General features: G+C 71.4%; 28 protein-coding genes and 2 pseudogenes. 16 read left to right on the top strand and 14 right to left on the bottom strand.

Annotated features, from left to right (window positions below; genetic code table 11):
* Positions 1-75: 75 nt before the first annotated feature.
* The 6 genes and pseudogenes from PV341_RS11155 to PV341_RS11130 all read left to right on the top strand — a co-directional run.
* Positions 76-735, top strand: a pseudogene (locus PV341_RS11155) (serine/threonine-protein kinase); the annotation flags it as partial.
* Positions 736-1,048: 313 nt separating this feature from the next.
* The gene (locus PV341_RS11150; RefSeq protein WP_500357543.1) at positions 1,049-1,513 is read left to right on the top strand and encodes a hypothetical protein; all 465 of its coding nucleotides are present in this window, start codon (positions 1,049-1,051) and stop codon (positions 1,511-1,513) included.
* Between the two features lie 121 nt (positions 1,514-1,634).
* Positions 1,635-2,321 carry a TetR/AcrR family transcriptional regulator gene (locus PV341_RS11145; protein WP_500332237.1) on the top strand — a complete coding sequence of 229 codons (687 nt, stop codon included), beginning with the start codon at positions 1,635-1,637 and terminating at the stop codon, positions 2,319-2,321.
* Between the two features lie 154 nt (positions 2,322-2,475).
* The gene (locus PV341_RS11140) at positions 2,476-3,504 is read left to right on the top strand and encodes an NAD(P)-dependent alcohol dehydrogenase (protein WP_500357537.1); all 1,029 of its coding nucleotides are present in this window, start codon (positions 2,476-2,478) and stop codon (positions 3,502-3,504) included.
* Entirely contained in the window at positions 3,501-4,073 is a 573-nt protein-coding gene (locus PV341_RS11135; RefSeq protein WP_500332235.1) for an SUKH-4 family immunity protein, read from the top strand. Before PV341_RS11140 ends, PV341_RS11135 begins: the two co-directional genes overlap by 4 nt.
* A gap of 118 nt (positions 4,074-4,191) precedes the next feature.
* Positions 4,192-4,539, top strand: a complete 348-nt coding sequence (locus tag PV341_RS11130) for a transposase (RefSeq protein WP_500357541.1) — start codon at positions 4,192-4,194, stop codon at positions 4,537-4,539.
* 37 nt (positions 4,540-4,576) lie between these two features.
* Here PV341_RS11130 and PV341_RS11125 read toward each other — a convergent pair whose 3' ends face one another.
* Positions 4,577-4,981, bottom strand: a complete 405-nt coding sequence (locus PV341_RS11125) for a VOC family protein (protein ID WP_500357535.1) — start codon at positions 4,979-4,981, stop codon at positions 4,577-4,579.
* A gap of 205 nt (positions 4,982-5,186) precedes the next feature.
* Complete coding sequence (locus PV341_RS11120) at positions 5,187-5,798, bottom strand: GNAT family N-acetyltransferase (protein ID WP_500357533.1); 612 nt, start codon at positions 5,796-5,798, stop codon at positions 5,187-5,189.
* A gap of 280 nt (positions 5,799-6,078) precedes the next feature.
* On the opposite strand from PV341_RS11120, the pseudogene PV341_RS11115 reads away from it, so the two are divergent.
* A pseudogene (locus tag PV341_RS11115) lies at positions 6,079-6,531 on the top strand (IS110 family transposase); the annotation flags it as partial.
* Positions 6,532-6,651: 120 nt separating this feature from the next.
* Here PV341_RS11115 and PV341_RS11110 read toward each other — a convergent pair.
* Together PV341_RS11110 and PV341_RS11105 are read right to left on the bottom strand one after the other, a co-directional pair.
* Positions 6,652-7,080: a VOC family protein gene (locus PV341_RS11110; RefSeq protein ID WP_500329225.1), complete on the bottom strand. Its 429-nt coding sequence runs from the start codon at positions 7,078-7,080 to the stop codon at positions 6,652-6,654.
* A 224-nt stretch (positions 7,081-7,304) separates the two neighbouring features.
* Positions 7,305-8,048 carry an alpha/beta fold hydrolase gene (locus PV341_RS11105; protein WP_500329226.1) on the bottom strand — a complete coding sequence of 248 codons (744 nt, stop codon included), beginning with the start codon at positions 8,046-8,048 and terminating at the stop codon, positions 7,305-7,307.
* Between the two features lie 125 nt (positions 8,049-8,173).
* Here PV341_RS11105 and PV341_RS11100 point away from each other — a divergent pair, with 125 nt between their 5' ends.
* A complete protein-coding gene (locus PV341_RS11100; RefSeq protein WP_500329227.1) occupies positions 8,174-8,410 on the top strand; it encodes a hypothetical protein in 237 nt (78 codons plus the stop codon).
* Positions 8,411-8,917: 507 nt separating this feature from the next.
* Here PV341_RS11100 and PV341_RS11095 read toward each other — a convergent pair.
* The gene (locus PV341_RS11095) at positions 8,918-9,565 is read right to left on the bottom strand and encodes a DUF4232 domain-containing protein (RefSeq protein ID WP_500329228.1); all 648 of its coding nucleotides are present in this window, start codon (positions 9,563-9,565) and stop codon (positions 8,918-8,920) included.
* A gap of 515 nt (positions 9,566-10,080) precedes the next feature.
* On the opposite strand from PV341_RS11095, the gene PV341_RS11090 reads away from it, so the two are divergent.
* On the top strand, positions 10,081-10,413 hold the full coding sequence (locus PV341_RS11090) for a histone-like nucleoid-structuring protein Lsr2 (RefSeq protein ID WP_500329229.1): 333 nt from the start codon (positions 10,081-10,083) through the stop codon (positions 10,411-10,413).
* Here PV341_RS11090 and PV341_RS11085 read toward each other — a convergent pair.
* Together PV341_RS11085 and PV341_RS11080 are read right to left on the bottom strand one after the other, a co-directional pair.
* Positions 10,386-10,688 carry a hypothetical protein gene (locus tag PV341_RS11085; protein ID WP_500329230.1) on the bottom strand — a complete coding sequence of 101 codons (303 nt, stop codon included), beginning with the start codon at positions 10,686-10,688 and terminating at the stop codon, positions 10,386-10,388. The two genes, PV341_RS11090 and PV341_RS11085, sit on opposite strands and share 28 nt — an antisense overlap.
* Before the next feature lie 301 nt (positions 10,689-10,989).
* Positions 10,990-12,339 (bottom strand): tetratricopeptide repeat protein, encoded by a 1,350-nt coding sequence (locus PV341_RS11080; protein ID WP_500329231.1) that lies wholly within the window; start codon positions 12,337-12,339, stop codon positions 10,990-10,992.
* Between the two features lie 110 nt (positions 12,340-12,449).
* Here PV341_RS11080 and PV341_RS11075 point away from each other — a divergent pair, with 110 nt between their 5' ends.
* Positions 12,450-12,716, top strand: a complete 267-nt coding sequence (locus PV341_RS11075) for a phosphodiester glycosidase family protein (RefSeq protein WP_500329232.1) — start codon at positions 12,450-12,452, stop codon at positions 12,714-12,716.
* A 151-nt stretch (positions 12,717-12,867) separates the two neighbouring features.
* On the opposite strand, the gene PV341_RS11070 is transcribed toward PV341_RS11075, so the two are convergent.
* The gene (locus PV341_RS11070) at positions 12,868-13,860 is read right to left on the bottom strand and encodes a DUF5937 family protein (protein WP_500357531.1); all 993 of its coding nucleotides are present in this window, start codon (positions 13,858-13,860) and stop codon (positions 12,868-12,870) included.
* A 155-nt stretch (positions 13,861-14,015) separates the two neighbouring features.
* Between PV341_RS11070 and PV341_RS11065 the strand changes: the two genes are divergently transcribed.
* Together PV341_RS11065 and PV341_RS11060 are read left to right on the top strand one after the other, a co-directional pair.
* Complete coding sequence (locus PV341_RS11065; RefSeq protein ID WP_500329234.1) at positions 14,016-14,540, top strand: tetratricopeptide repeat protein; 525 nt, start codon at positions 14,016-14,018, stop codon at positions 14,538-14,540.
* 102 nt (positions 14,541-14,642) lie between these two features.
* Positions 14,643-15,080, top strand: a complete 438-nt coding sequence (locus tag PV341_RS11060) for a DUF6174 domain-containing protein (protein ID WP_500329235.1) — start codon at positions 14,643-14,645, stop codon at positions 15,078-15,080.
* A gap of 72 nt (positions 15,081-15,152) precedes the next feature.
* On the opposite strand, the gene PV341_RS11055 is transcribed toward PV341_RS11060, so the two are convergent.
* On the bottom strand, positions 15,153-15,371 hold the full coding sequence (locus tag PV341_RS11055; protein ID WP_500329236.1) for a hypothetical protein: 219 nt from the start codon (positions 15,369-15,371) through the stop codon (positions 15,153-15,155).
* Positions 15,372-15,593: 222 nt separating this feature from the next.
* Entirely contained in the window at positions 15,594-16,028 is a 435-nt protein-coding gene (locus PV341_RS11050; RefSeq protein WP_500357529.1) for a nuclear transport factor 2 family protein, read from the bottom strand.
* A gap of 158 nt (positions 16,029-16,186) precedes the next feature.
* Between PV341_RS11050 and PV341_RS11045 the strand changes: the two genes are divergently transcribed.
* The gene (locus PV341_RS11045; protein WP_500357527.1) at positions 16,187-17,080 is read left to right on the top strand and encodes a helix-turn-helix domain-containing protein; all 894 of its coding nucleotides are present in this window, start codon (positions 16,187-16,189) and stop codon (positions 17,078-17,080) included.
* Between the two features lie 112 nt (positions 17,081-17,192).
* On the opposite strand, the gene PV341_RS11040 is transcribed toward PV341_RS11045, so the two are convergent.
* From PV341_RS11040 to PV341_RS11030, 3 genes are all read right to left on the bottom strand, one after another.
* A complete protein-coding gene (locus PV341_RS11040) occupies positions 17,193-17,561 on the bottom strand; it encodes an SH3 domain-containing protein (RefSeq protein WP_500329239.1) in 369 nt (122 codons plus the stop codon).
* A 63-nt stretch (positions 17,562-17,624) separates the two neighbouring features.
* Positions 17,625-18,104 (bottom strand): hypothetical protein, encoded by a 480-nt coding sequence (locus PV341_RS11035; protein WP_500329240.1) that lies wholly within the window; start codon positions 18,102-18,104, stop codon positions 17,625-17,627.
* Between the two features lie 228 nt (positions 18,105-18,332).
* Positions 18,333-19,583, bottom strand: coding sequence for an MFS transporter (locus PV341_RS11030; protein WP_500357526.1), 1,251 nt, complete (start codon positions 19,581-19,583; stop codon positions 18,333-18,335).
* A 134-nt stretch (positions 19,584-19,717) separates the two neighbouring features.
* Between PV341_RS11030 and PV341_RS11025 the strand changes: the two genes are divergently transcribed.
* Positions 19,718-20,653, top strand: a complete 936-nt coding sequence (locus PV341_RS11025) for a LysR family transcriptional regulator (RefSeq protein ID WP_500357524.1) — start codon at positions 19,718-19,720, stop codon at positions 20,651-20,653.
* A gap of 54 nt (positions 20,654-20,707) precedes the next feature.
* Here the strand turns inward: PV341_RS11025 and PV341_RS11020 are convergent, their stop codons facing one another.
* Positions 20,708-21,292, bottom strand: a complete 585-nt coding sequence (locus PV341_RS11020; protein WP_500357522.1) for a PadR family transcriptional regulator — start codon at positions 21,290-21,292, stop codon at positions 20,708-20,710.
* 69 nt (positions 21,293-21,361) lie between these two features.
* Here PV341_RS11020 and PV341_RS11015 point away from each other — a divergent pair, with 69 nt between their 5' ends.
* Together PV341_RS11015 and PV341_RS11010 are read left to right on the top strand one after the other, a co-directional pair.
* A complete protein-coding gene (locus PV341_RS11015) occupies positions 21,362-22,060 on the top strand; it encodes an ABC transporter ATP-binding protein (protein WP_500329244.1) in 699 nt (232 codons plus the stop codon).
* Positions 22,061-22,065: 5 nt separating this feature from the next.
* Positions 22,066-24,861, top strand: coding sequence for an ABC transporter permease (locus PV341_RS11010; RefSeq protein WP_500357539.1), 2,796 nt, complete (start codon positions 22,066-22,068; stop codon positions 24,859-24,861).
* The last annotated feature ends 25 nt before the right edge of the window (positions 24,862-24,886 follow it).

Genomic DNA, 24,886 nt, shown 5'->3' with positions numbered 1-24,886 from the left:
GAACGGGGCGGGAGGTACGCCGTGCGTGTGCTGTCGGGGCGGTACGAGTTGGTGGAGACCGTGGGCCGGGGCGGCATGGGCGAGGTCTGGCGCGGGATCGACCGTGAGCTCGGCCGTGCCGTGGCGGTCAAGGTGCTGCCCCCGGAGCTGACCCGGCACGAGGAGTTCCGGACCCGATTCCGCCGGGAGGCCCGTACGGTCGCCTCGCTCACCCACCGGGGGATCGCGGTGCTCCACGACGTCGGTGAGGACACCGGCGGCGAGGAGGTCGTCCCCTACCTCGTCATGGAGTTCATCGAGGGGCGCACGCTCGCCGAGGTGCTGGGCGACGGTCCCCTCACGATGGAGCGCTCGGCGGCGATCATGCGGGACGTCGCCGACGCCCTGGCCCACAGCCATGCGCAGGGGCTGGTCCACCGCGACGTCAAACCGTCCAACGTGATGATCACGGCTGACGGCCAGGTCAAGATCCTCGACTTCGGCATCGCCAAGGTCGTCGCCGACACGGCGACCCGGCTGACCGCGACCGGGATGACCGTGGGGACGCCCGCCTACCTCTCGCCGGAGCAGATCCACGGCACGGCGGTGGACGCGCGCACCGACCAGTACTCGCTGGGGTGCCTGTTCTACGAGCTGCTCACCGGCCGGCCGCCCTTCACCGGTGACTCGCCGTTCGCGGTGATGAACCAGCACCTCGCCAAGGACCCGGTGCCGCCCTCGGCACTGCGCCCGCAACTGCCCGGCGCCGTCGACTCCGTGGTGCTCCGCGCGCTGGCCAAGCAGCCCGAGCAGCGGTTCCTGGGCATGGGCGCCCTGCGCGACGCCCTGGGGAACCTGCACAGCGGCGGCAGCCTGGCGGGCACGGCTGGCGGCACCCGCCTCGCGGGGCCGCAGGAGCAGGTGGCGGTGCCGGCCGGGCCGCCCCCGGCAGCGCGTGTCGCGCAGCCGGCACCGCCGGCGCCCCCTCAGCCCGCGTCGGCGCCGACGATCCCTCCGGTGGCGGGCACGGGCGCGGCGGCGCCCCCCCGCCGCACCCGCACCGGGCGGGGTGAAGATCGGCTCCCTGTGGCGGGGCGAACGGCTGGCCCCCTTCGTGGCGACGTTGCTGGCGCTGCCCGTGGTGATCTCCACGTGGGATTCCTACGCCTACTCGAGCTCGGCCATGACGGCTCTGGTCGCCGCCTGGCTCACCGCGCTGATGCTGACCTGCCTGCGTCCCGGCCTTGCGGGGGCCTTCGCGGCGGTCGCACCGGCCACTTTGCTGTGGGTGCGCGACGACATGCCGGGCATCGTGATTCTCCTGCTGCTGGCCGTGGCGTGCGCGGTGGGGGTGTTCTACCGGTCGGGGACGGCCGCCCAGGTCCTGTCCTACGGCGCGATCCTGTGCGTCGGGCCGGTCATCGCGAGCACGTCCGGCTCCTACGGAGAGGGGGCGACGTTCCTGCTCCTGGCGGCCGCGGCCTGCACCGGCCTCGCCGCCGTCCGGCACCCGCGCCGGCGCAGCGACAGCTGACCCCACACGCATCGGCGGCCGGTGTGGGGGAGGATGGGGCCCGGCCTGTCGGCGCGTGCCGGTGGGGACGTGTCGGGGCAGGCCCGGTGGAGCAGTTGAGAGGGGGACGGTGGAGATCGCCATGCAGTCCGGAGCCACGATGCGGCCCCGCAAGCCGTTGAGCCGGGAGCGGATCCTGGGTGCCGCGGTGGCCCTGGCCGATGACGGCGGGGTCGCGGCGCTGAGCATGCGGAAGATCGCGGGGGCGCTCGGTGTGGTGCCGATGGCGCTGTACAAGCATGTGGCGAACAAGGACGAGTTGCTCGACGGCATGATCGATGCCGTGGTCGGCGAGATCGACCCGCCGGTCGCCGGGGCGGACTGGCAGGGTGCGGTGCGGGGGCGTGTGCTGTCCGCGCGCCGGATGCTGCTGCGTCATCCGTGGGCGTCCGGGGTGATCGAGGCGCGGATGAAGGCGCGGACGACCCCGACGCCGGCGGTGCTGGCGTACCTGGACTCGATGATCGGGATCTTCAGGGCCGGGGGTTTCCCGCTGGACCTGGTCCATCATGCGATGCACGTCATGGGCAGCCGTGTCCTGGGCTTCTCCCAGGAGTTGTTCGAGGACAGCCCGGGAGGCGAGCCGGATCCGGACGCACCGCCACCCGAGGAGATGGCCGCACGCTACCCCCACGTCACCGAGCTGGCCATGGCGGTCGCCCATGACGCGCAGTCCGTCGTCGGTGCCGGCTGCGACGACCAGCTGGAGTTCGAGTTCGCCCTCGACCTGATGCTGGACGGCCTGGAGCGGCTCCGGAACCGGGCCTGACGCGGCGGCAGGATCGCCGCCCGGGCGGCCTTCCCCTCCCACACCTCTTGACGGGTGTACGCCGTACACCTACCGTGCGTGACAAGGGAGTTGAGTGGCGCACCGCCCGGGCGTACCGCTCCGGGCGGTCGGCGACGAGGGGCTGGGGAGCTCGATGAAAGCGATCGTCCAGAAGAGGTTCGGTCCGCCGGAAGTCCTGCGCCTGGAGGACGTCGAGCGGCCCGAGGCGGGAGCCGGCGAGGTACTGGTGCGGGTGCGTGCGGCGGCCGTCAACCCGTACGACTGGCACATGATGCGCGGCGACCCGTATGTGGCACGGCTGATGGGCGGCATGGGGGCAACCCGGCCGAGGGTGCCGGTGGCGGGCATCGACGCGGCCGGGCACGTGGAGGCGGTCGGCGCGGGCGTGCACGGCGTCACACCCGGGGACGAGGTGCTGGGCTTCTGCCCGGGCTCCTTCGCCGAGTACGCCCGTACCACCCCCGACCTGGTGGTCCCCAAACCCGCGGGGCTGACCTTCGAACAGGCGGCGGCGGTGCCGATGGGGGCGGTGACCGCGCTGCGCGGCATCCGCACCGTGGGCCGGGCGCAGGCCGGGCAGCGGGTGCTGGTCAACGGCGCCGCCGGAGGCGTGGGCCACTTCGCGGTGCAGATCGCCGCGGCCCTGGACGCCGAGGTCACCGCGGTGTGCAGCCCCGGCAACGCCGACCTGGCACGCTCCTTGGGCGCCGCGCACGTCGTCGACTACACCCGGCAGGACTTCACCGGGTCGGGCGCACGCTACGACCTGATCCTGGACAACGTCGGCAACCACCCGCCGGCCCGGCTGCGCCGGGCACTCACCCCGGAAGGCATCCTGGTGGCCAACGGCGGCGGTTCGCCCGGCCGCGTGTTCGGTGCGGTCGCCTCCACGCTGCGCGTGGTCGCCGCCAACGCGTTCGTCCGGCAGCGGCTGCGCGTCATCTTCCCGGCGGCCCCGGCCGGGCCCACCCACGAGGACCTGCTCGCCGTCGCCGCGCTGATGGAGGCGGGCCGGCTGGCCCCCGTGGTCGACCGTACCTACCCGCTGGCGGAGGCTGCCGAGGGCATGCGCCACGTGGAGCGGGGCCATGCCCGCGGCAAGACCGTCATCACCGTCGGCCGTCAGGCACCCCCGAGTGAAGGGCCGGGAGCTGCGAAATGAGACCCCTGGTCGACCGCGTCGCGATGGAGTCGGTTTTCGGCCCCGACGAGCTGGTGACCGTGGATGACGCTGCCCTCGCCGGCGTCATCCACGAGCCGACCCGGGTCTTTCTGAGGGACGTGGGCCTTCCGGACCGGATCGGCTGGTTCATGGCGGACCAGCGGCTCGTCGACGGCGACCTGCGCATCGGCGGCGAGGCTTGGAAGGCCGTCTCGGAGAAGTACCCGAACTGCCCCTTCGACATGTCGTCGTGGCTGTCCCTCGGCGGGATCGGCATGGACGACGTCGTCGCCGACACCAGGACCGGGGCCGTGTACTGCATTCCGGAGGACGGGGGACCGCACCTGCTCAACAGCACGGTGGACGCGCTGGCGTTCTTCCTCCACGCGCTGGAGGAGGAACGGCCGGACTACGACCCCGAGGCCGCCACCGACGAGGGCGTCGACCCGGAGGGTGCGCGCGACAGGCTGCTGGCACGCATGCGTCGTGCCGACGGCGCGGTCATGGAGGACGAGGACTCCGCCTGGTACAGCGTGCTGCGCTACGTGCGGAACCTCATGCAGGACTAGGGCGTGTATCGGAAGTGGATCTTGGGTGTGGGGTGATCTCGATCTGTGGCACGCGGAGATCTGACGGATACACAGTGGGAGGTACTGAAGCCGCTGCTGCCCAAGGGCAAAAAGCCGGCTGCCGACATGGACCCTGCGGCAACTGATCGACGGCATACGGTTTCGGATCCGCACCGGTATCCCATGGCGGGACGTGCCCACCGACTACGGACCCTGGGGCCGGGTGTACGACCTGTTCCGCCGCTGGCAGCGGGGCGGAACCTGGAAACGAATCTTCACCCAGCTCCAAGCTCAGGCCGACGCGAAGAACCTGATCACCTGGGACATCAACGTCGACTCCACCGTCGTGCGCGCCCACCAGCACGCCGCCGGGGCAAGAAATAGGGGGACCTGCAGAAGGAACGGCCCGGCGGTATCGCCACCGAGCCGGACGACCACGGCCTCGGACGCTCGCGCGGCGGCCTGACCACCAAGCTGCCCCTGGCCGTCGAACGCGGAAACGTCTAAGTGTCGAGCTCGGTGAAGAGGGTCAGCTGAAGAGCGCCCGGTGCCTCAAGCCGGGAGTTCAGTGAGTTCCAGGGGGTGCGCGTCGGCCCGGCGACCACCTGAGCTCCGGCGGCGGCCAGCTTCGACGTGGTGGCGGCGGAGTCGTCGACCTGGAAGGCAACCCGAATGTGGCCAGCTACTCGCCGCCCTACCTCGACTTCGTCGATGAAGGCAGCGTGGTTTGGATCAGTCAGCTCCAAGGTGGCTCGGCCGGCATCGAGGATGGTGACGCGTCCGTCGGGAGAGGTGAAGGCGCCGCGCTCGGTCAGGCCGAGGACGTCGCGGTAGAAGTGCAGCGCCGCATCATAGTCGGCTGCCGTGACCACTAAGCGGAGCTCGCGGACAGCGGGTTCGTCGGACACGTCGGCTCCTTGAAAGATCTCGAGTACTGACTCGTCAACCCAGTGATCCGCCGGACGATTCCCCGGCCGGACGGATTCGATGATCTCGCCACCGTTGCACGATCGTGCTGGCCGCAGCCATCAACGAGTCGCTGTGACCTGCGCTTTCGATACACGCCCGAGTGCTGTGACCGCATGGGTTCGCCGGGTTGCTCGTTGATCTCACTCAAGGGCAAGTTCCCGTGCCTGTTTCAGGGGTGCGTGGCGTGTACCGGGGGACGGGTGAAGCCCGCCACTCCCGCCGGAGTAGGGAGTACACCAGGTCGTCGCGCCATGCCCCCTTGAAGAACTCCGTTCCGATGAAATGGGCCTCCCGGCGCATGCCCAGCCGTTCGAGGAGCCCGGCGGAGGCGGCGTTGTCCGCGTGGCAGCGGCCGATCACCCGGTGCAGCTCCAGTGCGTCAAATGCCAGGTGCAGGACGGCGAAGGCGGCCTCGGTGGCGAAGCCCTTGCCCTGGTGGGCGGGGTGGAAGACATAGCCGAGCTCGCCCTGGCGGTGTTCCGCGCTGATCAGGACCAGTTCGACCTGCCCGACGACCGTCCCCGTGCCCGGCTCGACGACCGCCAGGCTGAGACAGTCCCCGTCCGAGTCCAGTGTGGTCTCCCGGGCCATTTGCTCCACCGCCACCCGGACGTCCTCCGGTCCGCGCGGCTCCCATCGCATGAAGCGGGCGACGTCGGGCCGGCGCTGGTACTCGCAAACGTCCTCCGCGTCGTCGGGCCGGAACGGGCGGAGTATCAGCCGGGCAGTGGCGATCGGAAGGTCGATACACAACATCGGGCGACTGTACCCAGGCCACTGCGCCGACCAGTCGCCGTGTCACCGGATCGGTGGTGCGCGCGGCACGGCCGCTTCCGCCGCGTTCGGAACATGGACGCCCCTGGCGCTGTGACCGCGTGGGTCGGCTCCCGACCACCAACCCGGCGAACCTAATTCCTTGTTAACGGTGCCTCGAGCAGCTGTGAGCCTTGGGGTGCTGTTCGAATGCTGGACTGTGACGTCTAAACGGTGCCTGGCGACTGACGCCTCGCATCAGAGCGGCGGGCAGTCCGGCGTACTCGCGATGGCGGTCGAAGAGGTTTTCCCTCAACACCCTGACGCTGACGTGATCCTCAGCTTCCCTGGTCTCGGCGTCCAGCTCGGAGCCCGGGTGCTTGCCGAGATCGGAGACGACCGTCAGCGGTTCGCCGACGCCCGAGGTCTGAAGGCATACGCAGGCTCCTCACCCATCACCCGCGCTTCGGGAAAGAAGTCGTCCATCACCCGCCGGTGGGTGAAGAACGACCGCCTTAACCACGCCGGCTACCTGTGGGCTTTCTCAGCGATCACCGCTTCACCCGGCGCCAAAGCCCATTATCGCAAGCGGCGCAATGATCACGGAGACTGGCACGCCGCCGCCCAACGCAAGCTGTTCAACCGCATGATCGGCCAGCTCTACCACTGCCTCCAGAAGCACACACTGTTCGATGAGAGCACGGCCTTCCCCACCGAACTCGCGGTCGCCGCTTGACCTGCTAACCGCCTGAGGTGTCTGATGCGGTCACCGCACTGGTGAACCGGCCCCCACCCTCATCCGGCCCCGGGCTTCACCGCCCGGGGCCAGGAGGAACGGCGGGTCGACTGCCGCCGACTACGGACGGGTGTAGGTCCGGGTCATGACCTCCATGTTGTGACCGTCCGGGTCGGCGAAGTACGCGCCACGACCACCGAACAGGCGGTTGACCCGGCCGGGCTCGGCATGGCCGGGGTCGGCGTAGTAGGTGACCCCCACCGCTTCCAGGCGGGCGATCACCTCGTCGAACTGCTCCTCGGACACGAGGAACGCGTAATGCTGCGACTGGACCGGCTCGTCGAGCTTCTCGTAGTAGTCGAGTGTGACGCCGTTGCCGAGATCGACGGGGAGGAACGGACCGATGGGCGCGCCGACCCTCAGGCCCAGCATGACGGCCAGGAACTCGGCCGACAACTGCCGGTCCCGGGCGTAGACAGCGGTGTGGTCCAGTCGGGCGGGAGCCGCGGGCGGCTGGTTCGCGTACGGGTTCTGCTGGTCGTTCGGCATGGGTGACATCGGTCTCCGGGTCTCGAATTCGCGGGGAACAGGCACCGCGTGGGGCGCCGCGGGGAGACTCGGAAGGAAGGCGGGGCTCTTGCCCGCCTCGTGCTCACGCCGAGGCCGGCGACCCAACTCGTGCATGGCTCAAGGCCGACCCGGCAGTCACCCGATCGAACCTAGTGACTGCCACGGGCCTGGGCAACCCCTCAGAACACCTGCCGGAAGCCTGGTCAGCCGGTGGCGCTCTCGGCGGCCTGCCGGATGATGCGGGCGACGGCCTCGGGCTGGGAGACCGACACCGCGTGGGAGGCGTCGAGTTCCACCGTGCGGGCCTTGGCGCGCTCGGACATGAAGCGCTGCGCCGCCGGCGGGATGTTGCGGTCCGCGGTGGCGACCAGGCTCCACGAGGGGATCGACCGCCAGGCGGCCGCGGTGGCCGTCTCCTCCAGGGCCGCCGCGGCGACCGGGCGCTGGGTGGTGGCCATCAGGTCGGTCACGGACTGCGGCACGTCGGCGGCGAACTGGTCGTGGAAGCTGTCGGTCTTGATGTACAGGTCGGTCCCGGTGCCGCCGTCGGCCAGCGGGAAGGGCACCGCGTCGAGGTTCGGGCCGAGGGTGCTGCCCGGGTAGGCGTTGGACAGCTGCAGGGCGCTCTCGCCCTTCTCGGGGATGAAGGCGGCGACGTACACCAGGGCCTTGACCTTCGGATCCCCCTCGGCGGCCTGGCTGATCACGGCGCCGCCGTAGGAGTGCCCGGCGAGCACGACGGGTCCGTCGACGCTCTTCAGCACGCTGGCGAGGTACGCGGCGTCACTGGCCAGGCCCCGCAGCGGGTTGGCCGGCGCGAGGACCGGATGCCCCGCCTGACGCAGGTGCTCGATGACGCCGTTCCAGCTGGAGGAGTCCGCGAACGCGCCGTGCACCAGGACGACCGTGGGCCTGTGCGGGGCGGGGCGGGCGGTGGTGTCGTTCATGGTGGTTGTTCTCCTTGGGCAGTGCGGGTCGTGTCCTTCGCCGGTGCGCCGCTGGGGTGCCGCCGACACCGAGAAACCTAGCGCCATATTTCCTCGTACACAAGTCGATTGCTGGCAAGGCAAATTTGGCCTTCCCGGCGTCCTTCGCCCTGGCCCGCGTGCGCCACGGGGCGCTCTGCGCGGCGGTACTGGTCGTGGCCCCGCTCTTCGTCCTGCTGTACCCGTACGAGGTGGCGGCCGCCGTCCCCTACGCCTCCGGGACGCTGTGGGCGAGGACCGCGATCCTGACGGGCGTGGCCGCCCTCGCCATCCGCCTCGGTCTGCGTTCGCGTGCGGCCCGGGAGCGCCGCGGGACGACCTGAACCGGCGCCGTTCAAGCGCCGGGGGCGCGGTCTGACGGAGGGTGGGCGCCGCGGTGCCCACCCTCCCGACGCCGAGGCGAGAGGGCTGCGAGGACGATGAGGACTACGAGCAGTTGATCGAGTTCGGCCGGGAGTTCCGCACCACCCCTGCGGGGGGTCCACGTCGCCCGAAGGTGAGGCCGGAGCTACCGGCGGCAGTGCGTGCCGCGCCGCCTGATGTGGACGGCCGCCCCCACACGGGAAGCGGCCGAACCCCATTGGTACAACCCTGTCTGCGCATCTTCAGGGTCGGTCCTGCCTGCGTACCGACCATACGAGCCGTGTCCGATGCGTGCACGGCGTGTCAGCTTGCATTCGGCTCGACGGGTGACGGCACGCCAGGTCTGACTGCTGTAGACGGCGCGAAGGTCAGGAGGGTGACAGGCCCCGTGGACGGACGACGCGGACCCACACGCGTCTTCGGCAGGCACCCAGGGGAAAGGGTGGGCAATAGGCCTCCACCGACGGCTAGGCGTTGATGCCCACGTTGCCCGGCACGAAAGCCGACACCGCCAGGAGACCGTGCGAGCAAGGTGAAACGTCGATGGGGAGGTATGCCGTGCGGGCGGCAATCGGAGCGCCCACGATGTATGCGGAGCCGGCACGGCAGACGTCGCTCACCCCTTCCGGCACGCGTTGCCACGCGACGTTGAACGAGGCTTCGCCCGAAGGCTGCACGACAAGGCGGCGAGCGGGTTCAGTGTAGAAGGCTTGGCCGCCATCGTGCGTGATCCTGGTCGCGACGCGACTGCCATTCCTGTCTGCGACGGCAACGGAAGGATAGCCCCACAGCGCGCATGGCCGGGTCGAGGTGTTGATGAGGACGATGAGATCCCGCTGATGTCCCGCGTCGACCTGGCTGTTGCCCAGATGGGCCTCCAGTTCGGTGCACGGCCCTGGTCCCGCGGAAAGGCGATTGTTCGCCCGGGCGGGAAAGTCGGACGTCATGGTGTCGACGGTGACGGTGACGGTGACGGCGGACGCCGAGCGAGAGGGGGCCGCAGCCCCCGGGCTGCGCGTGGCGGACGAGCAGCCCGGGAGGGCTGTCGCAGCACAGACGGCACCCGTCGCCAGCAGCACGCCGGCGCGGCGGCCGGCAGACTTGGTGAGGACCACGGGAAGCTCCCTTCCGGCAGGACGCCGGTCACTTGGGTTCGGGCGGCACCGACGGTGGCGGACCGACAGGTGATGTCCTGGGTCTTCCGGGCTAACGAACCGTGGCCGAAGAGATGACGGCGCCGGCCGCCCGTGATGCGCCGCCGGGGTGACCTTTCACCGTCCGCCCCAGGGATTTCCCGGGTACGGTGCAGCGACGGCGTCGGCCGACCGCATGCGCACCGAATATTTCGCCCCTTACCTTGCGGGCGGTGAACACGGCGGGCACACGTGCTGTCCCGAACGACCGGCCTTCGCGCGGCCCGTCGCCGAGGGATGTCCGATCCCGCGGGCCTTCCGGATTCACAGGAACGTGTCCCCCGGCACTTACGGCTGCCGAGCGGATCGGAAATGACCCTGACCAGCCGAGGAGTGAGCGTTCCAAACGCATCAACAACCGTCACGCAACTCGCCAAGGTCGCCTATCCCCATTGCGTGTAGGGTCACGTTGGTTGTCCGGGAAAGGAACAAGAAAAATGGCGCAGCGCGTGCAGACTCTGCTGGTCGATGACATCGACGGCGGTACCGCTCACGAGACGGTGAACTTCGGCCTCGACGGGCGTGAGTACGAGATCGACCTCAGCGACGACAATGCGGCTGCGTTGCGCGATGCGCTCGCTCCGTTCCAGAAGGCTGCCCGCAAGCAGTCGCGCAGCCGTGGCAGGGGAGTGCCGCAGCAGCGGACGCAGGTCGGTGCCGACAATGCCGCGGTGCGTGCCTGGGCGAAGTCGAACGGCGTGGAGATCAGCGACCGCGGCCGTATCTCGGAGAGCGTCCGCCGTCAGTTCGAGGCCGCGGTCAACGGCTGAGACCCCCACTGGCACGACGGTCCGGCCGGCAGGGACACATCTGCCGGCCGGACCGCGTTGCCCGCCTCACCGCAGTGGACGCCCTGGGTCCTCCTGCCGCTGCGGCGCCGACGCCAAGCGCGGTGGTACTGGACGGGGGTGGTGACCTTCCCGACCAGTGCCGTGGCCGCGGGGCGCGCCCAGTACGGGTCGCGCAGCAGCACGCGGCCGAGGAGGACGGCGTCGGCCCTGCCGGAGGCGACGACGGCCTGCGCCTGGCCGGGTCCGGTGATCATGCCGACGGCATCCCCGGCGCGCGGCTGGAGGTGATGGCCGACACCGATCATTACCTGCCACTCCGGGCTCCAGGGCGACTTCTCGAACTCCTCCTCGACTTCGACGTCTTCGTTGATTGTCGTGGGGTCGCTCAGGCGGGTGATGTGGCGTCATAGGGCAGCGCGGGTCCGGACCCGACCGTCCCCGCCTCATTGCTCGCCATCTTGGAGTTGGTGGCGGGGAACTTCACGGCGCCTGCGTTCCGCACCTTCGCCGCGCTGGTCACGGGGCTGATCGCGCAGACAGGTGTTTGCGTGTTTCTCAGCGGGCCCAGGCGCGCCGTTGTTCCTCTCGTTGGGTGGTGACGTCGGGAATGGCGGCGATGGCTTCCGCGCAGCGGCCCTGCTGGACCAACAAGCGGGCCAGCTCGGTCGCTGACCAGCGGCCGGGGTGCTCGCGGAGGTGGGCGATGGCCTCCTCCGCGCAGCCGTCCTTCGCGAGCAGCAGTGCGATGGTCACGTCCCGGTCGTCGACCTCGTCCGGCGGCAGTGCCTCTATCTCCGCGATGGCCTCACGGCAGCGCCCCACTTCGCCCATCAGCCACCAACGGTTGGAGGGGAGCCAGTACCCGCTCTCCTCGAGGAACTCGGCGCTGCGCCCCTCCGTGAGCTCCACGGCTCTGCCGGGGTGCCCGTGTTCGGCCAGCAGGAGCATCGTGGGCTGGAGGAGGTTCTCGTAGGGGTCGTCGAACGTGGACGCCACCGCCTCGATGGCCTCCTCGAACCGACCCTGCCGGACCAGCAGCTCGAGCAGTTCGTTCCGGTACCTGGTCGCATGCTCGGCGGTGGCGATGAGGCGGCGGAGGTACGCCTCTGCGTCCCCGGCCCGTCCCAGGTCCTCCAGGGCCGTCACGTAGGGGCGGGCGGCGACGGACATCTGGGTGCCGGTGGCGAGCTCGTGCAGCTCCTCGATCCGCCCGTGCCGTACCAGCAACTCGGTATAGAACTCAACGGTGTTCTGCGGCCCGTACCGGCGCGCGGCCACATCCGCGCCAAGCAAACCGATCGCCTCATCCGCCCTGCCGGACCGCTCCAGGACGAGAGCCTGCGCAGGCAGGACCTCCCACAGGCCATGGCCGCCGCACCTGCACTGCTCCTGCCCGCGCCGGAACTCCTCGGCCATCGGGGCGAGCAGCTCCAGCACCTGGTCGTCGCGCCCCTGGCCCTCGGTCATCCGCACCAGGGACCGGAGCACCCATCCGTCGCACAGGTGCGGCACGAGCACGTCGATCGCCTCGTCCACCTGCCCGGCCTTGACCAGTACCTCGGCGTAGTCCGGCCACGTGTCGGGCGTCTCCTCGTCCCATTGCTCGGGGTCCGCCAGCTCCAATGCCTGTTCGATGCGGCCCCACCCCATCAGGACGTCGGCGCCGACTCGGACCGCGGGCTGCCAGCCGGTGGCCGCGAACGGCTCGATCACATCCCAGGCCCGCTCGAACTCACCCCCGGCGCACAGTCCGCGGACCGCGCCCTCGGCGCAGAACCAGTCCCCGCGTTCCTGCGCCGCCTCCACCAGCGTCTCCAGGCCGCCGTGTTCGAGGATCTCGTCCACGATCCGCGGCGGAACGCCGCCGAGATGGACCCGCTGCCACTCGAGATCATCAACATCCACGGGAGCACCCTAGGACCCCCCACTGACACCGCCCCGCCGTACCGGAAGCCTCGTGCACTCGCCCATGCCAATGCCCGCAAGGGCGACTCCGCTCCGTCAGCGCCCCGCTCGTGACGGTCGACGGGGGCGCGGGCAAAGGTGCGACCCGCCTGGAGCCGGCCCACCTGCTCCACGACCTCGGCGCGGTGGACGCCCTGAACATGGACGGTGGCGGCTCGGCCACCCTGGTGTGGCAGAACGCGTTCGCGAACACGCCGTCGGACGAGAGGAACGTCCCGTCGCCGACGCGGTCTTCGCCGGTCCGGGCGGATACCCCCTTCAGTGAGCCGGCGCGCCCGGCGGCGTCCGCTCCGCCGGACGAGGGCGCCGTCGCCTGAGATGCGCCGCCACCGGTCGGAATGGAAACCGGTGGCGGCGCAGGGCGGCTCATCGGAAACTCCGGCCGGGGTCGGACCGCCGACCCCGGTGACCGGGTCGGAGGAACGGAGGGTAGGGGTTGAGCGGATGACGAGGGACGGTGCTGACCGCCTATTCGTTGCCGTGGACGAGCGCTGACCCCAACGGTGTACGCCGGTAACGGATCTCGTGACGGTGTCGCGCCCCGACGACGAGGCCGCTGTCGCGCAGCACCTTCAGGTGTTCGGAGACCGTGGCGGGTGCCAGCCGGTGTCGTCGCGCCAGGCCTGTCGTCGACGCCGGCTCGTCGAGTGCGGTCAGCAGGGCGGCGCGGGTGCCCCCGACGAGTCGTGCCAGGGCGGCGCTCGGGAGTTCATGCGTCGGCTGCCAGAGGTTGCCCAGGCCCCGGGCCCGGTAGGCGACCGCCGGCTGCCAGGGCGGCTGCGTGATCACGATCGCCTCGTCCCACTTGAACACGCTGGGCATGAGCAGCACGCCACGCCCGGCGAGCGCGACGTGCCCGTTGCCGCCGGGGTCGCGTACGAGGGTGTCGCCGGTCCAGTGCAACGTCCGGTCGAGATCGGCGAACAAGCCGTCCAGACCGCCTTCGGCAAGGCGCCGCGAGCGGTAGGCGATGTCGGCCTCCAGCGCTGCGCGCACCTGCGGCCACACCGGTTCGACGAGCGCTTGCCACGCCGCGCGCACCAACTGTGTGAGGAGCCCGAGCACGTCGGCCGGGTCGCCGAGCAGCAGCCGCCCGAGTTCGCCGGCCTGGGCACCCGGGGTGTCGAGCAGTGACATCTCGATCTCGCGGCGCACGACGGAAGCGGGCGTGGCTGCCATCCGGGTGAGCTCGCCGTCGAAGTCCGGGGAGGAGGTGAGCGGGGGCAGGGAGAGGAAGTCCGGGGTGTAGCCGCGACGTGGCTGCAGCAGAGTGAGCGGCCGCAGGTCGACCGCCTGCAGACGGGGCAGCGCCTCCTGCAGCCACCGACGGTGATGCGGCCCGGGTCCAGGGCCCCGCGCTCCGGTCGCGATGCGTACTGCGGCGAGGGTCTCGAAGACCGGGGAGTAGGCGAACCGGCAGCGGGCCAGGTCGGACGGCCCGAAGCCGAGGCTGATGGCCACGCCCACCCCCGTGGGTTCCGTGTCCCGAGCGTCGTGCGCCGGCGACGGTGATTCGGCCCGTACCGAATCACTGGTGGTGATCCTAACCGCCTGGCCAGGATTGATCACCTCGGCCGGGACCGGTCGAACTCACCGGGGAATCGAAGGAGTACGGCATGCACGACGTCACCGACCATGCGGAGCCGGGCGGCCGGCACGCCGAGGTCAACCGCCGCGCCGCCGCGCTGTTCGCCGTCATCGACGACCACGAGGAGGCCGCGTTCCTCGCGCAGATCGACGCGCTCGCGGCCGAACTGCCCGAAGGAGATGCCGACGGCCTGTTCCACAGGGCCTGCGCCCGCGACTCCTGGGGCCATTCCGGCGCGGCCGTCCCGCTCTACCGCGAGGCGCTCGAACGCGGCGGCCTGACCGGCGAGAACCGCCGCCGCGCCGTGATCCAGATGTCCAGTTCCCTGCGCAACACCGGCGACGCGGCCACGGGCCTGGCGATGCTGGAGGCCGAGCGCGCCCACGGCCCGGACCACCTCGATGACGCTCTCGACGCCGTCACCGCGCTGTGCCTCGCCTCACTCGGCCGTGAGCGCGAAGGGCTGTCCCTCGTCCTGATCGCCCTGGCCGAGCATCTGCCGCGGTACAACCGGTCCATGGCCAACTACGGAAAGGCTCTGATCGAGGACTGAGCCGGCACAGCCTCGCCGGCACCCCGTACCGCGCACCCCGCCGCGGAACCGGATCGCCGCCCGTCGCGTCGGAGCGACAGCCCACCACGGAAAGGCACGCCGATGCCGAGACCTCACGCACTCCTGCTCACCGCGGTATCAGCGCTCGCGCTCACCGCGACCGCCTGCGGCTCCGATACCGAAACGGCCCCGGAGCCCCGATGGGCCGAGCCAGCGCGGTACTCCTTCACGCTGCTCTCCGAAGGCGGCGAACGCGGTGGCCTGGGCAAGTACCGGATCACCGTGGCGGACGGCAGGGTGGCCGAGGCGGTCGGTCTCGACGAGCCGGCCCGGCAGACCATCGCCCGCGAGCCGCAGAACGTGCGGACCCTGCGCGACCTCCTCACCCAGCTCCGGCAGGCCCGGGCGGACAAGGCGGATGTCGCGGACGCGGTGTTCGCGCCCGACGGACACCCCACCGAGATCCACCTCGACTGGGAGACGAACTCCGTGGACGACGAGGCCGACTACCTGATCACCGAGTACCGCGTGCACCCCTGAGGATCGTTCCCGCTTCCGCACCCCACACCACCCGGGTCGCAGAGCACGACCGTACCCCTGCCCTCTGCTCCTCTACAGCGCCGTCGACGGGAGAGGGACGCCGCGGTCCGCGGCCACGGCGCGGGCCGCTTCGGCGCAAGCCGAGAACCGCTTTCCGGCGCGGTCGACCACCCCGGTCACGGGGTCGTCCGTACACGGGTGCGCACGGTCGCCGTGCCAGGTGCACCGGGCGGCGGACACGCTGCCCGGGTCGAGTTCGGACAGATCGATCCACACCGTACTTTTCTCCATGCCGCACAGACTGGCACGCCCGGCATCCTCCGCGGGCGGGAAAGCGGCCTGCGCCGGCCTGCTCAGCCCTGACCAGGAGGCTTCCGGTCGGACACGACCGCCTCGTTCCTCACCCGGACCCCGTCGATGGACCACGCGCACAGTCCCACCAGGAGGGCCCGCTCCGGCCGCGTAGACCGGCAGCGACCGGACGGACGTCTCGCCGACCGCCCGGGGCGGTCGTCAGCGGATGCCGGCCTCGGCCCGCGCGTAGAACGCGGCGAGTTCCTGGGCGTTCTTGGTGTAGACGTCGATCTTGCGCACCGCGCCGTCCTCGACCTGGTGGATCTCCACCATGGTCAGCGGGAACTCCTCACCGGTGGTGTGGGCCGTGAGCGTTCCGGTGAGCGTGCCGACGACGCCGGCCGGCCCCTCGTACACCTCGGCCGCGGTGATGGCGACGGCGGCGTAGCCCATCATCGCGCCGAGGACCGACTGCACGAACACCTCGCGGCCCTGGTGCACACCGCCGTACGGGAGCTGGTTCGGCTCGTCGACGATCACCTCGGGGGCGAGCCTTTCCAGGACACCCGGTACGTCGTCCCTGCTCAGCGCTGCGTACAGCCCCCGCACGACATCCGCGGGGCTCTGAGTCACCGTCTCGGTCGTCTTGTTCATCGTCTGCGTCCTTCCGGTCCTGTCCACCCATGAAGGTGGGGCCCCGGGCGATCGGGGCACACACCATGCAACGCCGGACGGCCGGGGCGGGGGAGTCCCTGCCGTGAGGGGTACTGCCAGGTCCCCCACGCTTCGCGCGGCCTGCCTACCCTGTCCGTATGGACAACCGGGACGCCGTCAGCGCCTTCCTCCGCTCCAGACGCGACAAGATCACCCCCGAGCAGGCCGGGCTGCCGACGTACGGTCAGCGGAGGGTGCCCGGACTGCGCAGGGGTGAGGTGGCCACGCTCGCCGGGGTCAGCGTCGAGTACTACACGCGCCTGGAGCGCGGCAACCTCAAAGGTGTCTCCGACAGCGTGCTGGACGCCCTCGCCCAGGCGCTGCGGCTCGACGCCACCGAGCGCATGTACCTGTACGACCTCGCCCGTGCCGCGGGACCGGCGCCCGCGGCGCGGGTACGGGTGCCGCAGCAGAGCCGGCCCGCGGTGCGGCCGAGCGTGGCGCGGATCGTCGAGGGGATGCCGCGGATGCCGGCGTTCGTGATGAACAACCGCCTCGACACGCTGGCCGCCAACCCCCTGGGCCGGGCCCTGTACGCGGAGATGTACGCCGACCCGACCTGCGGAGCGAACGTCGCCCGGTTCGCGTTCCTCCATCCCGCGGCCGGGCGGTTCTACGCCGACTGGGAACGCATGGCCCGTTTCGCCGTCGGCGCCCTGCGTGTCGAAGCGGGAAGGCACCCCTACGACCGGGAACTGACGAACCTGGTCGGTGAACTGTCCACCCGCAGCGACGCCTTCCGCATGCTGTGGGGAGCCCACGACGTGCATGTCTTCCGCGACAGCACCAAGCGCCTCAACCATTTTCTCGTGGGCGACCTGGAACTCGATCAGGAAACGATGAGCCTGCCCGACGAAAGCGGCCTGAGCGTGGTCGTCTACAGCGCGCCCCCCGGGTCCGCCGCCGAGGACGCGTTGACGATCCTCGCCAACTGGTCCGCGACCGGAGCGGAGCAGGAGGCGGACCACATCGACGAGCGGCGCAAGGGCTAGCGATCGGCGATGCGGCGCCGGCCCCCACCAATGCGCGGTGCGCGGTGCGGGCCGGCGCCGCCGGAGTGCCGCGGTGCCGGGGTGCCGGGGTGCCGGGGTGCCGGACAGGCTGTCAGAAGCCGCAGTACTGGTTGGACCCGTTGTAGGGCAGCAGTGAGTCCTTCACCCATCCGGTGCGGTCGTCGTGCTGGTTGTAGAGGTACGTCCAGGTGCCGTTCTGGCCGGACGTCCAGCAGTAGTAGATCAGGACGTCCTGGTTGTCGGCCCAGCCGACGACCCCGCACGCCGCGCTGGAGCCGCTGCGCATGTTCGCGCTGACGCCCGGCGTCATGCGCACGTCCGTGCCGTCCGTGCCCCAGGCGCCCTGACCGCAGGACGCGTTGGCCGTCGCCGGCCCCGCGGTGCTCACGACCAGGGCCGCCGGTACGGCGAGCACTCCGGCGGCCAGTGCCGCCCATTTCGCCTTGCGTGTCGATCGCATGCTTGATCCCCTCCCGTTGGCGCCGGCGTGGTTCCGGTGGGGCGAACCCGCCGGCGGCGGCTGTCAGAAACCGGACGGCGGTGCGACGTTCGTGCTGATCTTGCCGTAGGTCGAGTTGGAGCCGTAGGCGATCCTGATGAAGATGTTGGTGGCCCGGCCGCTGAAGGTCGCCGACTTCGCGGTGTAGAGGCCGTTGCACTCGCTCGCCTGCGAGCTGGCCCCGGTGGGCGACAGGATCACGTTCGACTTGGCGCAGACGCCGTCGGTGAGGGCGTCGTACAGCTCGAACTTCACCGTCTGCCAGTAGGAGCCGTCGAAGATGTTCTTGCCCCAGGTGACGGAGCAGTTCCGGAGCCTGGCGTGGGTCGTGCCACCGGAGTCGTTGACCCACAGGGACGCGCAGGCCACGGTCGACGTGCGGTCGCCCGTGTCGGCGGCGGCGGTGGTCGGCGCGACGGCGGCGCCCGCGAGCGTCGATCCCAGGGCTAAGGCGAAGGCGCCTGCGGCGCTGGTCAGCGACCTGCGCGACGGACGTACGGACATGGTTCCCCCTCGTTGGTGTGCTGCGTACGGCGGACCGCCACCGGGGCGGCGGTCCGGGCGGTCGGACGCGACCGCGGTGATCACGTCACCGCGATTCGATTCTTTGTGCGAATCGACGCCAGTGTGCTCTATGGATCATGTCCACAACAAGCACCCGTGTACGACACACTGACGTACCGTCAGAAACGATCATCGTGTGCGGGATGCCGGTCGGGACGGCGCACCCCGTCAGGGGCGGCTCGACGCCGGCTCCGGCTCCGGCTCTCGCGGGTGCGCTGCCGCGCGGCGGGGGAGCAGCAGCGGGGTCGCCAGCAGGAGCACGCCGGCCAGGCCGATGGCCGTACGTGCCCCGAGCAGACCTCCCAGCACGCCCCAGACGGCCGTCAGGAGCGCGGTCGAGGCCTTGGTCGTCACCGCCCACGCGGACAGCGTGCGGGCGACCCGGTCGGCCGGGGTGCGCTCGAGGCGGTAGGTGGCGTGGACGGGGTTGAAGATCCCGCAGCAGAAGATGAGCCCCAGCTCGACCCCCATCACCAGCAGCAGACCTCCGGTGCCCGGCCCCAGGAAGGCCAGGCCGACGGGCCAGAGCGCGCGCAGCGCCCCCGTGACGACCAGGACCTGGCGCTGTCCGAACCGGGTGACGAACGGCCGGGCCAGCCGCGAACCGAGCAGCCCGCCGATCGACGGCGCCGCGAAGGCGAGGCCGTACTCCCATGCTGTGAACCCGAGCCTGCCGAGCATCAGGACGGCGAGCAACGGCTGGACGGCCATCACCAGGCCGTTGAACAGGGCGGTGTTGAAGAACAGCGGACGAAGCGCCCGGTCGGCGAGGACGTACCGCCAGCCGTCGAGCAGGTCCCGGGTCCGCATGCGCGTGGCCTGCCGGCGCTCGAGCCGCGGCTCGTGCCCGCCCGTCGCGCGGATGCCCAGGGCCGAGAGCAGGTAGCTGGCCGCGTCGGCCACCACCGTCGCCACCGGGCCGAGGAGCCCGATCGCCGCGCCCCCCAGCGGTGGTCCGATGATCGTGGTCGTCCATGCCGTGGACTCGAAGCGGGCGTTGGCGACGAGCAGGTCCTCGGCCGGCAGCAGGGTCTTCACGTAGGCGCCGGAGGCGGCGCGGAAGGTGATGTCGGCCGCCGCGACGGCGACCGAGACCAGCAGGAGCTGGAGGAAGGTGAGGACGTCGAGCGCGAACGCGGCGGGGATCGTCAGCAGCGCCGCGAACCGCACCAGGTCCATCGCGATCAGCACGTGCCGCTTGCGGCGGAACTCCACCCACGGGCCGAGGGGCACCGCCACGGCCGCGCCCACCGCGGACCCCACGGAGGCGAGCGCGGCGACCTCGGCCGGTCCGGCGTGCAGCACCTGGATGGCGATCAGCGGGAACGCGCCGAAGGCCAGCCACGTGCCGAGCGCGCTGGTCCCGTACGCTGCCCACAGCCACCCGAACCGCCGTCCCAGCCGGTGCCCGCTCCCCATGCCCGACGCCCCTCGCCACTCACCCTGCACAACCGATCCGCGATCGGAATCATCAAAGCGAGACCCGCGGCCTGGGATCAAACAACCGCAGAGCCGTCGGCCACAACCAACGGTTGTGGCCGTAGGGTGCCGACATGGACATCGACACCGTCCGGACCTTCGTCGCCGCCGCCGACGCGGGGCGGTTCCAGGAGGCCGCCGGCGAGCTGGCGGTCACCCAGCAGGCCGTCTCCAAGCGCATCGCCGCGCTGGAGCGCAGCCTCGGCGTGCGGCTGTTCACCCGCACGGCGCGCGGCGCCGAGCTCACCATCGACGGGCAGGCGTTCCTGCCCCACGCGCGCGAGCTGCTGCGCGTCGCCGAGCGCGCGGTCGCGTCGGTGCGCACCGGCCGCCGTCCGCTGCGCGTCGACATCATCGCCTCGCGTGGCGCGGCGTCGGGCCTGATGCGCGGCTTCCACCGCGCGCACCCCGAGATCGAGCTCGACGTGGTGATGCTGTTCGACATCGGCACGGCCGTCGCCGCCATCCGGTCCGGTGAGATCGACGCGTCCTTCCGCGCCGTCGCCGCGCCCGGCCGGCCCCTTCCCGAGGACATCGAGTCCGTCCGGGTGCTCGACGAACCGCTCGAGCTCCTCACCGGCCCCGCCCACGCGCTGGCGAGCGCCCGGGCGGTGACGGTCGCCCAGCTCGCCGGGCACCGGATCTGGATGCCAGGCATCGTGCCGGGTACCGAGTGGGCCGCCTACTACGACGACCTCGTCGCCGAGTTCGGCCTCACCATCGAGGCGACCGGCCCGAACTTCGGTTCCGACGCGCTCCTCGACACCGTCGCCGACACCCCGGCCCTGGCCACCTTCATGGGCGGGAACACCAGCCTCGTCTGGCCGGCGGGCCACGGCCTGCGCCGCATCCCGGTGACCGACCCGACACCCGTCTACCCGCACTCGCTCCTGTGGCACCGCGACAACCCCCACCCGGCGCTGGCCACCCTCCGCGCCCACCTCGCCGCCGCCGCGGCCGGCCACGACGCCGCCGGGGCCTGGACGCCGGACTGGGTGACCGCGCGCTGAACGCCGCCGCGTCCGCGATGATCCCGGCAGGACTGCGACGGCGCGGGGCTCGCCCTACGTCGCCCTGCGCTCGCGGGCTTCCGGTTCCTCCGCCGCCCCTCGAGACGGGACACGGGGCCGCGTGAGCGGCGCGAGCCGCTGGACGGCGCTCTCCACGAGTTCCAGGTCCGCCTTGGTGTGGGCGATGGCGGCGTCGATGAGGAGTGCCACCAGAGGGTCGTCGGTGTGGCCGCGCCGCAGGCGGGTGAGACCGGCGAGTTCGGAGAGGTAGGTCTGGCGCTGGGTCTCCACCAGGGCGTGCACGGCGTCGGAGCCCAGTGAGGCGGCTCCGAACAGCTTGAGGAACAACTCGTCGCGGAATCCGCCCGTGCGGACCCATGCCGTGGTCGCCCAGGAGTGCAACTCGTCCTGGCCCTGTGCGGTGAGGGTGTAGCGCGTCTTGTCGGGGCGGTCGCTCTGTGCCACTTGGGACCGGGTGACGTGGCCGTCGCGCACCAGGCGGTCCAGGATCTGGTACAGGTGCCCGATGTTGAGGCCGCCCCACTGCGGGCCGATGGCGTCCTCGAAACGGCTCTTGAGCTCGTAGCCGTGGCTCGGTCCCTCGGACAGCAGTGCGAGCACTGCGTGGTGCAGCGGCATTTTGCGTCCCCTCTGTATTGTGACAATGTACCCCTGCATTGCCGCAATGCATGAGGGGTGGTCGGAAGCATGAGCGTGACCCTGCGGGACGTGTCCCGCCGGCACCCGGGAGTCGTGGCGCTGGACGGCGTCGACCTGGAGATCGGGGACGGCGAATCCGTCGCCCTCACCGGCCCGTCCGGCGCCGGCAAGTCGACCGTGCTGCACCTGGTCGGTGGCATGGACCTGCCCGATTCCGGCACGGTGGAGGTCGACGGCACCGCGCTGACACCGGGCGGACTCGACGCCCATCGCCGTCGGATCGGCTTCGTCTTCCAGCGCTTCCACCTCCTGCCCGCGCTGACGGTGCTGGACAACGTCCTGGCGCCGGTGCTGCCCCGCCGGGTGGACTTCGACCGGCGGGCCCGCGCCATGGAACTCCTGGAGGCCGTGGGCCTGGCGCAGCGGGCGGGGGCCTTGCCCTCGGAGCTGTCGGGCGGTCAGCAGCAGCGCGTGGCGGTCGCCCGGGCGCTGATCAACCGGCCCGGCCTGCTGCTCGCGGACGAACCGACCGGCAACCTGGACAGCGCGACCGGCCGGGAGATCGTCGACCTGCTGCTATCGCTGACCGAGCAGTACGGGATGACGCTGCTCGTCGCGACGCACGACGTGGAGGTGGCCGCGAGCTGCGACCGGATCGTGCGCCTGCGCGACGGACGGATCGTGGCCGACGAACGCGTGACGCCGGCCGCCGACGTCCTCGACCGGCTCGGAGGGCTCCGCCCGTGATCGCCATGATCTGGTCCCAGTTGCGGCGTCATCGGGCCCGCGCGCTGGCACTGGCCGCCGGCATCCTCGTGGCCGCGACCAGCTTCACCCTGCTCACCTCGACGGTGACCACCAGTCAGGCGCGGACGACCGAGACCGTCCGGGAGAACGCCCGCTCCGCGTACGACGTCCTGGTGCGCCCCCACGCGAGCCGGACCGCGGTCGAGCGCGGCGACGGACTGGTCGAGGCGAACTTCCTGTCCGGGATCTTCGGCGGCATCGGCCTCGGCCAGTACGACCGGATCAAGAAGATCCCCGGGATCGAGGTCGCCGCGCCGGTCGCCAACGTCGGCTACCTGATGGTGCCGGGAACGCTGAAGGTCGACGTGTCGTCCTTCCTGGACGGCACGGCGCCCGCCCAGCTACTGCGGATCAAGCCGACCCTGACCGCGGGACTGGGCCGCTACCGGACCGCCGACCAGTACGTGTATCTGAGCCGCAATCCGATCGAGCCGTCCAAGACCTTCTCCGACTCCACGTTCCCAGGGCTGCTGGAGGAGCACGCGGACCATCGGACCTATCCGGTGTGCTGGTACTACAACTACAACAAGACCGACGTCCACATCGAGCACACCGACGACGGCGGATTCGGGCCCCTCCAGCCCAATCTCATCCGTGAGGACCGCCGCGAGGCGTCGCCGTTCGACCCCGACATGAACACCTGGCTCACCTGCCGGTCGGGGCGGGACAAGGCGGTCGCCGAGATCCCGGTCTCCTATCCGGTGCTCCTGTCGGCGGTGGACCCCGCCGCCGAGGACCGGTTGGTCGGCCTCGGACGCGCCATCACCTCCGGCCGCATGCTCACCGACCGGGACAAGCCCGTCTGGGGCAGCAAGGAGGGCTGGTCGAACGAGCCCTACTGGACGATCCCTGCCGTGCTCAGCGACCAGACCCTCACCTCCGGGAGGGTGAACGCCACGGTGGAACGGCTGGACGCGGGCGACCCCGCGGCCCTGCGCGCGAAGCTCGGCAGCCCCGCCGCCCACGACTTCGTCGACGACCTTCGCGGCACGCCGGTGGGACGCGTCAGCGCCGACCTGGAGCGGGGCTTTCCCGGGAAGTCCCTCTTCGCCCCGCAGGTCGACAGCTACTGGACGGTCGGCCCCGTCGACTACCGCCGCGCCGGGGCGGGCCTGGCCCCGCGCGCCCGCGCCGACCAGTCCCCGGAGGTGTGGCGCACCAACGCCGACCGCCAGTTCGTCGAGTTCGTGCCCGAGGAGAACACCGGCACCCAGTTCCGCGAGGTCGTCAGCCACCCCGGAACCTCTTGCTGGGGCACCCGCACGTGCGCGCACGAGGACTACGGCAGGACGCCGATCCCGTACCTGACCCCGGTCGGCCGCTACGACGCCACCGAGCTGCCCGGCTTCTCCTCGCTGTCCGAGGTACCGCTGGAGACCTACCGCTCGCCCCAGGTCACCGGCGCCGACGAGGCCGGGCGGACGGCGCTGCACAACCGGCCGCTGCGTCCGGACCGCAATCTCGGCGGCTACCTCGCCGCACCGCCCACCATGCTCACCTCCCTGGACGCGCTCCCCGTCCTCACCACGAGCCGCCGGCAGCCGACCGCGCAGGACAAGGCGCCCATCAGCGCCATCCGCATCCGGGTCGCCGGCGTCACCGGAGTCGACCCCGCCTCACAGGCCCGGGTCAACGCGGTCGCGGGCCGCATCCGCACCGCGTACCCCGGTCTCCAGGTGGACATCACCATCGGCAGCTCACCGGCGCCGCAGACCATCGCGCTGCCCGGCGTCGACGTCGTCGAGAACTGGACCGCCAAGGGCGTGGCCCTGCGCATCCTCAAGGCCGTCGACGCCAAGAGCGCCGTGCTGTTCGTACTGGTCCTCGTCGTCTGTGCGCTCTTCCTCGCCCAGGCCGCCCTGGCCTCCGTGCGGTCACGCCGCACCGAGATCGGCACCCTGCGCTGCCTGGGCTGGAGCCCGCCGGAGATCCTCCGGCTCATCCTCGGCGAACTCGTGGCCATCGGCCTCGGCGCGGGCGCCGTGGGCGCCGTGCTCGCCTACGTCCTGGGCCTGCTGCTGAAGCTGCCCGACGCGGGGACCAAGGCGGCTCTCGTGCTGCCCGTTTCGCTGCTGCTCGCGGTCACCGCCGGGCTGTTCCCGGCCTGGCGCGCCACCCGGCTCAGGCCCCTGGACGCGATCACGCCCCCGGTGACCGCCACCGGCCGCGCGGCGCCGGTACGTTCGGTCCTCGGACTCGCCGTACGCAACCTGCTGCGGGTACGCGGCCGCACCGCGCTCGGCGCGGCGGGACTGGCCCTGGCGGTGGCGGCCTTCACCGTCCTGCTCGCCCTCACCCTGGGCTTCCGCGGCGAGGCGGCCGGGTCACTGCTGGGCAACGCCGTCGTCGCGCAGGCCCGTACCGCGGACTACCTGAGCGTCGCCCTGTCGCTGCTCCTGGGAGCCGCCGGCGCCGTGGACGTCCTGGTGCTGTCCATGCGCGAACGGGCCGCCGACCTCGCCGTCCTGCGCGCCACCGGCTGGACGACCCGTGAACTCGCCCTGCTCAGCTACCACGAAGGTGCCCTGCTCGCCCTCCTGGGCGGCCTCACCGGTGCGGTCACCGGGCTCGGGACGGTCCTCGCGATCGGCTGGGGCACCCTGGACGGGCGGCTCCCGGCCGTCGGCGGGGCGGCGCTCCTCGCCACCCTGGCCGCCGTGGTCCTCGTCTGCGCCGCGCTGGCCCTCCCGGTCCGCGCCCAGTCACGCATCGCCCCCGCCCATCTGCTGGCGGTGGGATGACGGACGCCGGGAACGGCGGGGACAC

Origin of the sequence: Streptomyces sp. PA03-1a, assembly GCF_033792805.1 — a bacterium.
In the GTDB taxonomy this organism is placed as follows: domain Bacteria; phylum Actinomycetota; class Actinomycetes; order Streptomycetales; family Streptomycetaceae; genus Actinacidiphila.
This window is presented reverse-complemented; position numbering and strand designations above follow the sequence as displayed.

Bases quoted from the DNA above. Each gene is read 5' to 3' on its own strand.
- PV341_RS11035 (WP_500329240.1), bottom strand. From the start codon at position 18,104: ATGTCCGTACGTCCGTCGCGCAGGTCGCTGACCAGCGCCGCAGGCGCC.
- PV341_RS11135 (WP_500332235.1), top strand. From the start codon at position 3,501: ATGAGACCCCTGGTCGACCGCGTCGCGATGGAGTCGGTTTTCGGCCCC.
- PV341_RS11030 (WP_500357526.1), bottom strand. From the start codon at position 19,583: ATGGGGAGCGGGCACCGGCTGGGACGGCGGTTCGGGTGGCTGTGGGCA.
- PV341_RS11140 (WP_500357537.1), top strand. From the start codon at position 2,476: ATGAAAGCGATCGTCCAGAAGAGGTTCGGTCCGCCGGAAGTCCTGCGC.
- PV341_RS11085 (WP_500329230.1), bottom strand. From the start codon at position 10,688: ATGATCACCGGACCCGGCCAGGCGCAGGCCGTCGTCGCCTCCGGCAGG.
- PV341_RS11015 (WP_500329244.1), top strand. From the start codon at position 21,362: ATGAGCGTGACCCTGCGGGACGTGTCCCGCCGGCACCCGGGAGTCGTG.
- PV341_RS11055 (WP_500329236.1), bottom strand. From the start codon at position 15,371: ATGGAGAAAAGTACGGTGTGGATCGATCTGTCCGAACTCGACCCGGGC.
- PV341_RS11065 (WP_500329234.1), top strand. From the start codon at position 14,016: ATGCACGACGTCACCGACCATGCGGAGCCGGGCGGCCGGCACGCCGAG.
- PV341_RS11110 (WP_500329225.1), bottom strand. From the start codon at position 7,080: ATGCCGAACGACCAGCAGAACCCGTACGCGAACCAGCCGCCCGCGGCT.
- PV341_RS11145 (WP_500332237.1), top strand. From the start codon at position 1,635: ATGCAGTCCGGAGCCACGATGCGGCCCCGCAAGCCGTTGAGCCGGGAG.
- PV341_RS11060 (WP_500329235.1), top strand. From the start codon at position 14,643: ATGCCGAGACCTCACGCACTCCTGCTCACCGCGGTATCAGCGCTCGCG.
- PV341_RS11020 (WP_500357522.1), bottom strand. From the start codon at position 21,292: ATGCCGCTGCACCACGCAGTGCTCGCACTGCTGTCCGAGGGACCGAGC.
- PV341_RS11105 (WP_500329226.1), bottom strand. From the start codon at position 8,048: ATGAACGACACCACCGCCCGCCCCGCCCCGCACAGGCCCACGGTCGTC.
- PV341_RS11040 (WP_500329239.1), bottom strand. From the start codon at position 17,561: ATGCGATCGACACGCAAGGCGAAATGGGCGGCACTGGCCGCCGGAGTG.
- PV341_RS11090 (WP_500329229.1), top strand. From the start codon at position 10,081: ATGGCGCAGCGCGTGCAGACTCTGCTGGTCGATGACATCGACGGCGGT.
- PV341_RS11045 (WP_500357527.1), top strand. From the start codon at position 16,187: ATGGACAACCGGGACGCCGTCAGCGCCTTCCTCCGCTCCAGACGCGAC.
- PV341_RS11120 (WP_500357533.1), bottom strand. From the start codon at position 5,798: ATGTTGTGTATCGACCTTCCGATCGCCACTGCCCGGCTGATACTCCGC.
- PV341_RS11025 (WP_500357524.1), top strand. From the start codon at position 19,718: ATGGACATCGACACCGTCCGGACCTTCGTCGCCGCCGCCGACGCGGGG.
- PV341_RS11010 (WP_500357539.1), top strand. From the start codon at position 22,066: ATGATCTGGTCCCAGTTGCGGCGTCATCGGGCCCGCGCGCTGGCACTG.
- PV341_RS11050 (WP_500357529.1), bottom strand. From the start codon at position 16,028: ATGAACAAGACGACCGAGACGGTGACTCAGAGCCCCGCGGATGTCGTG.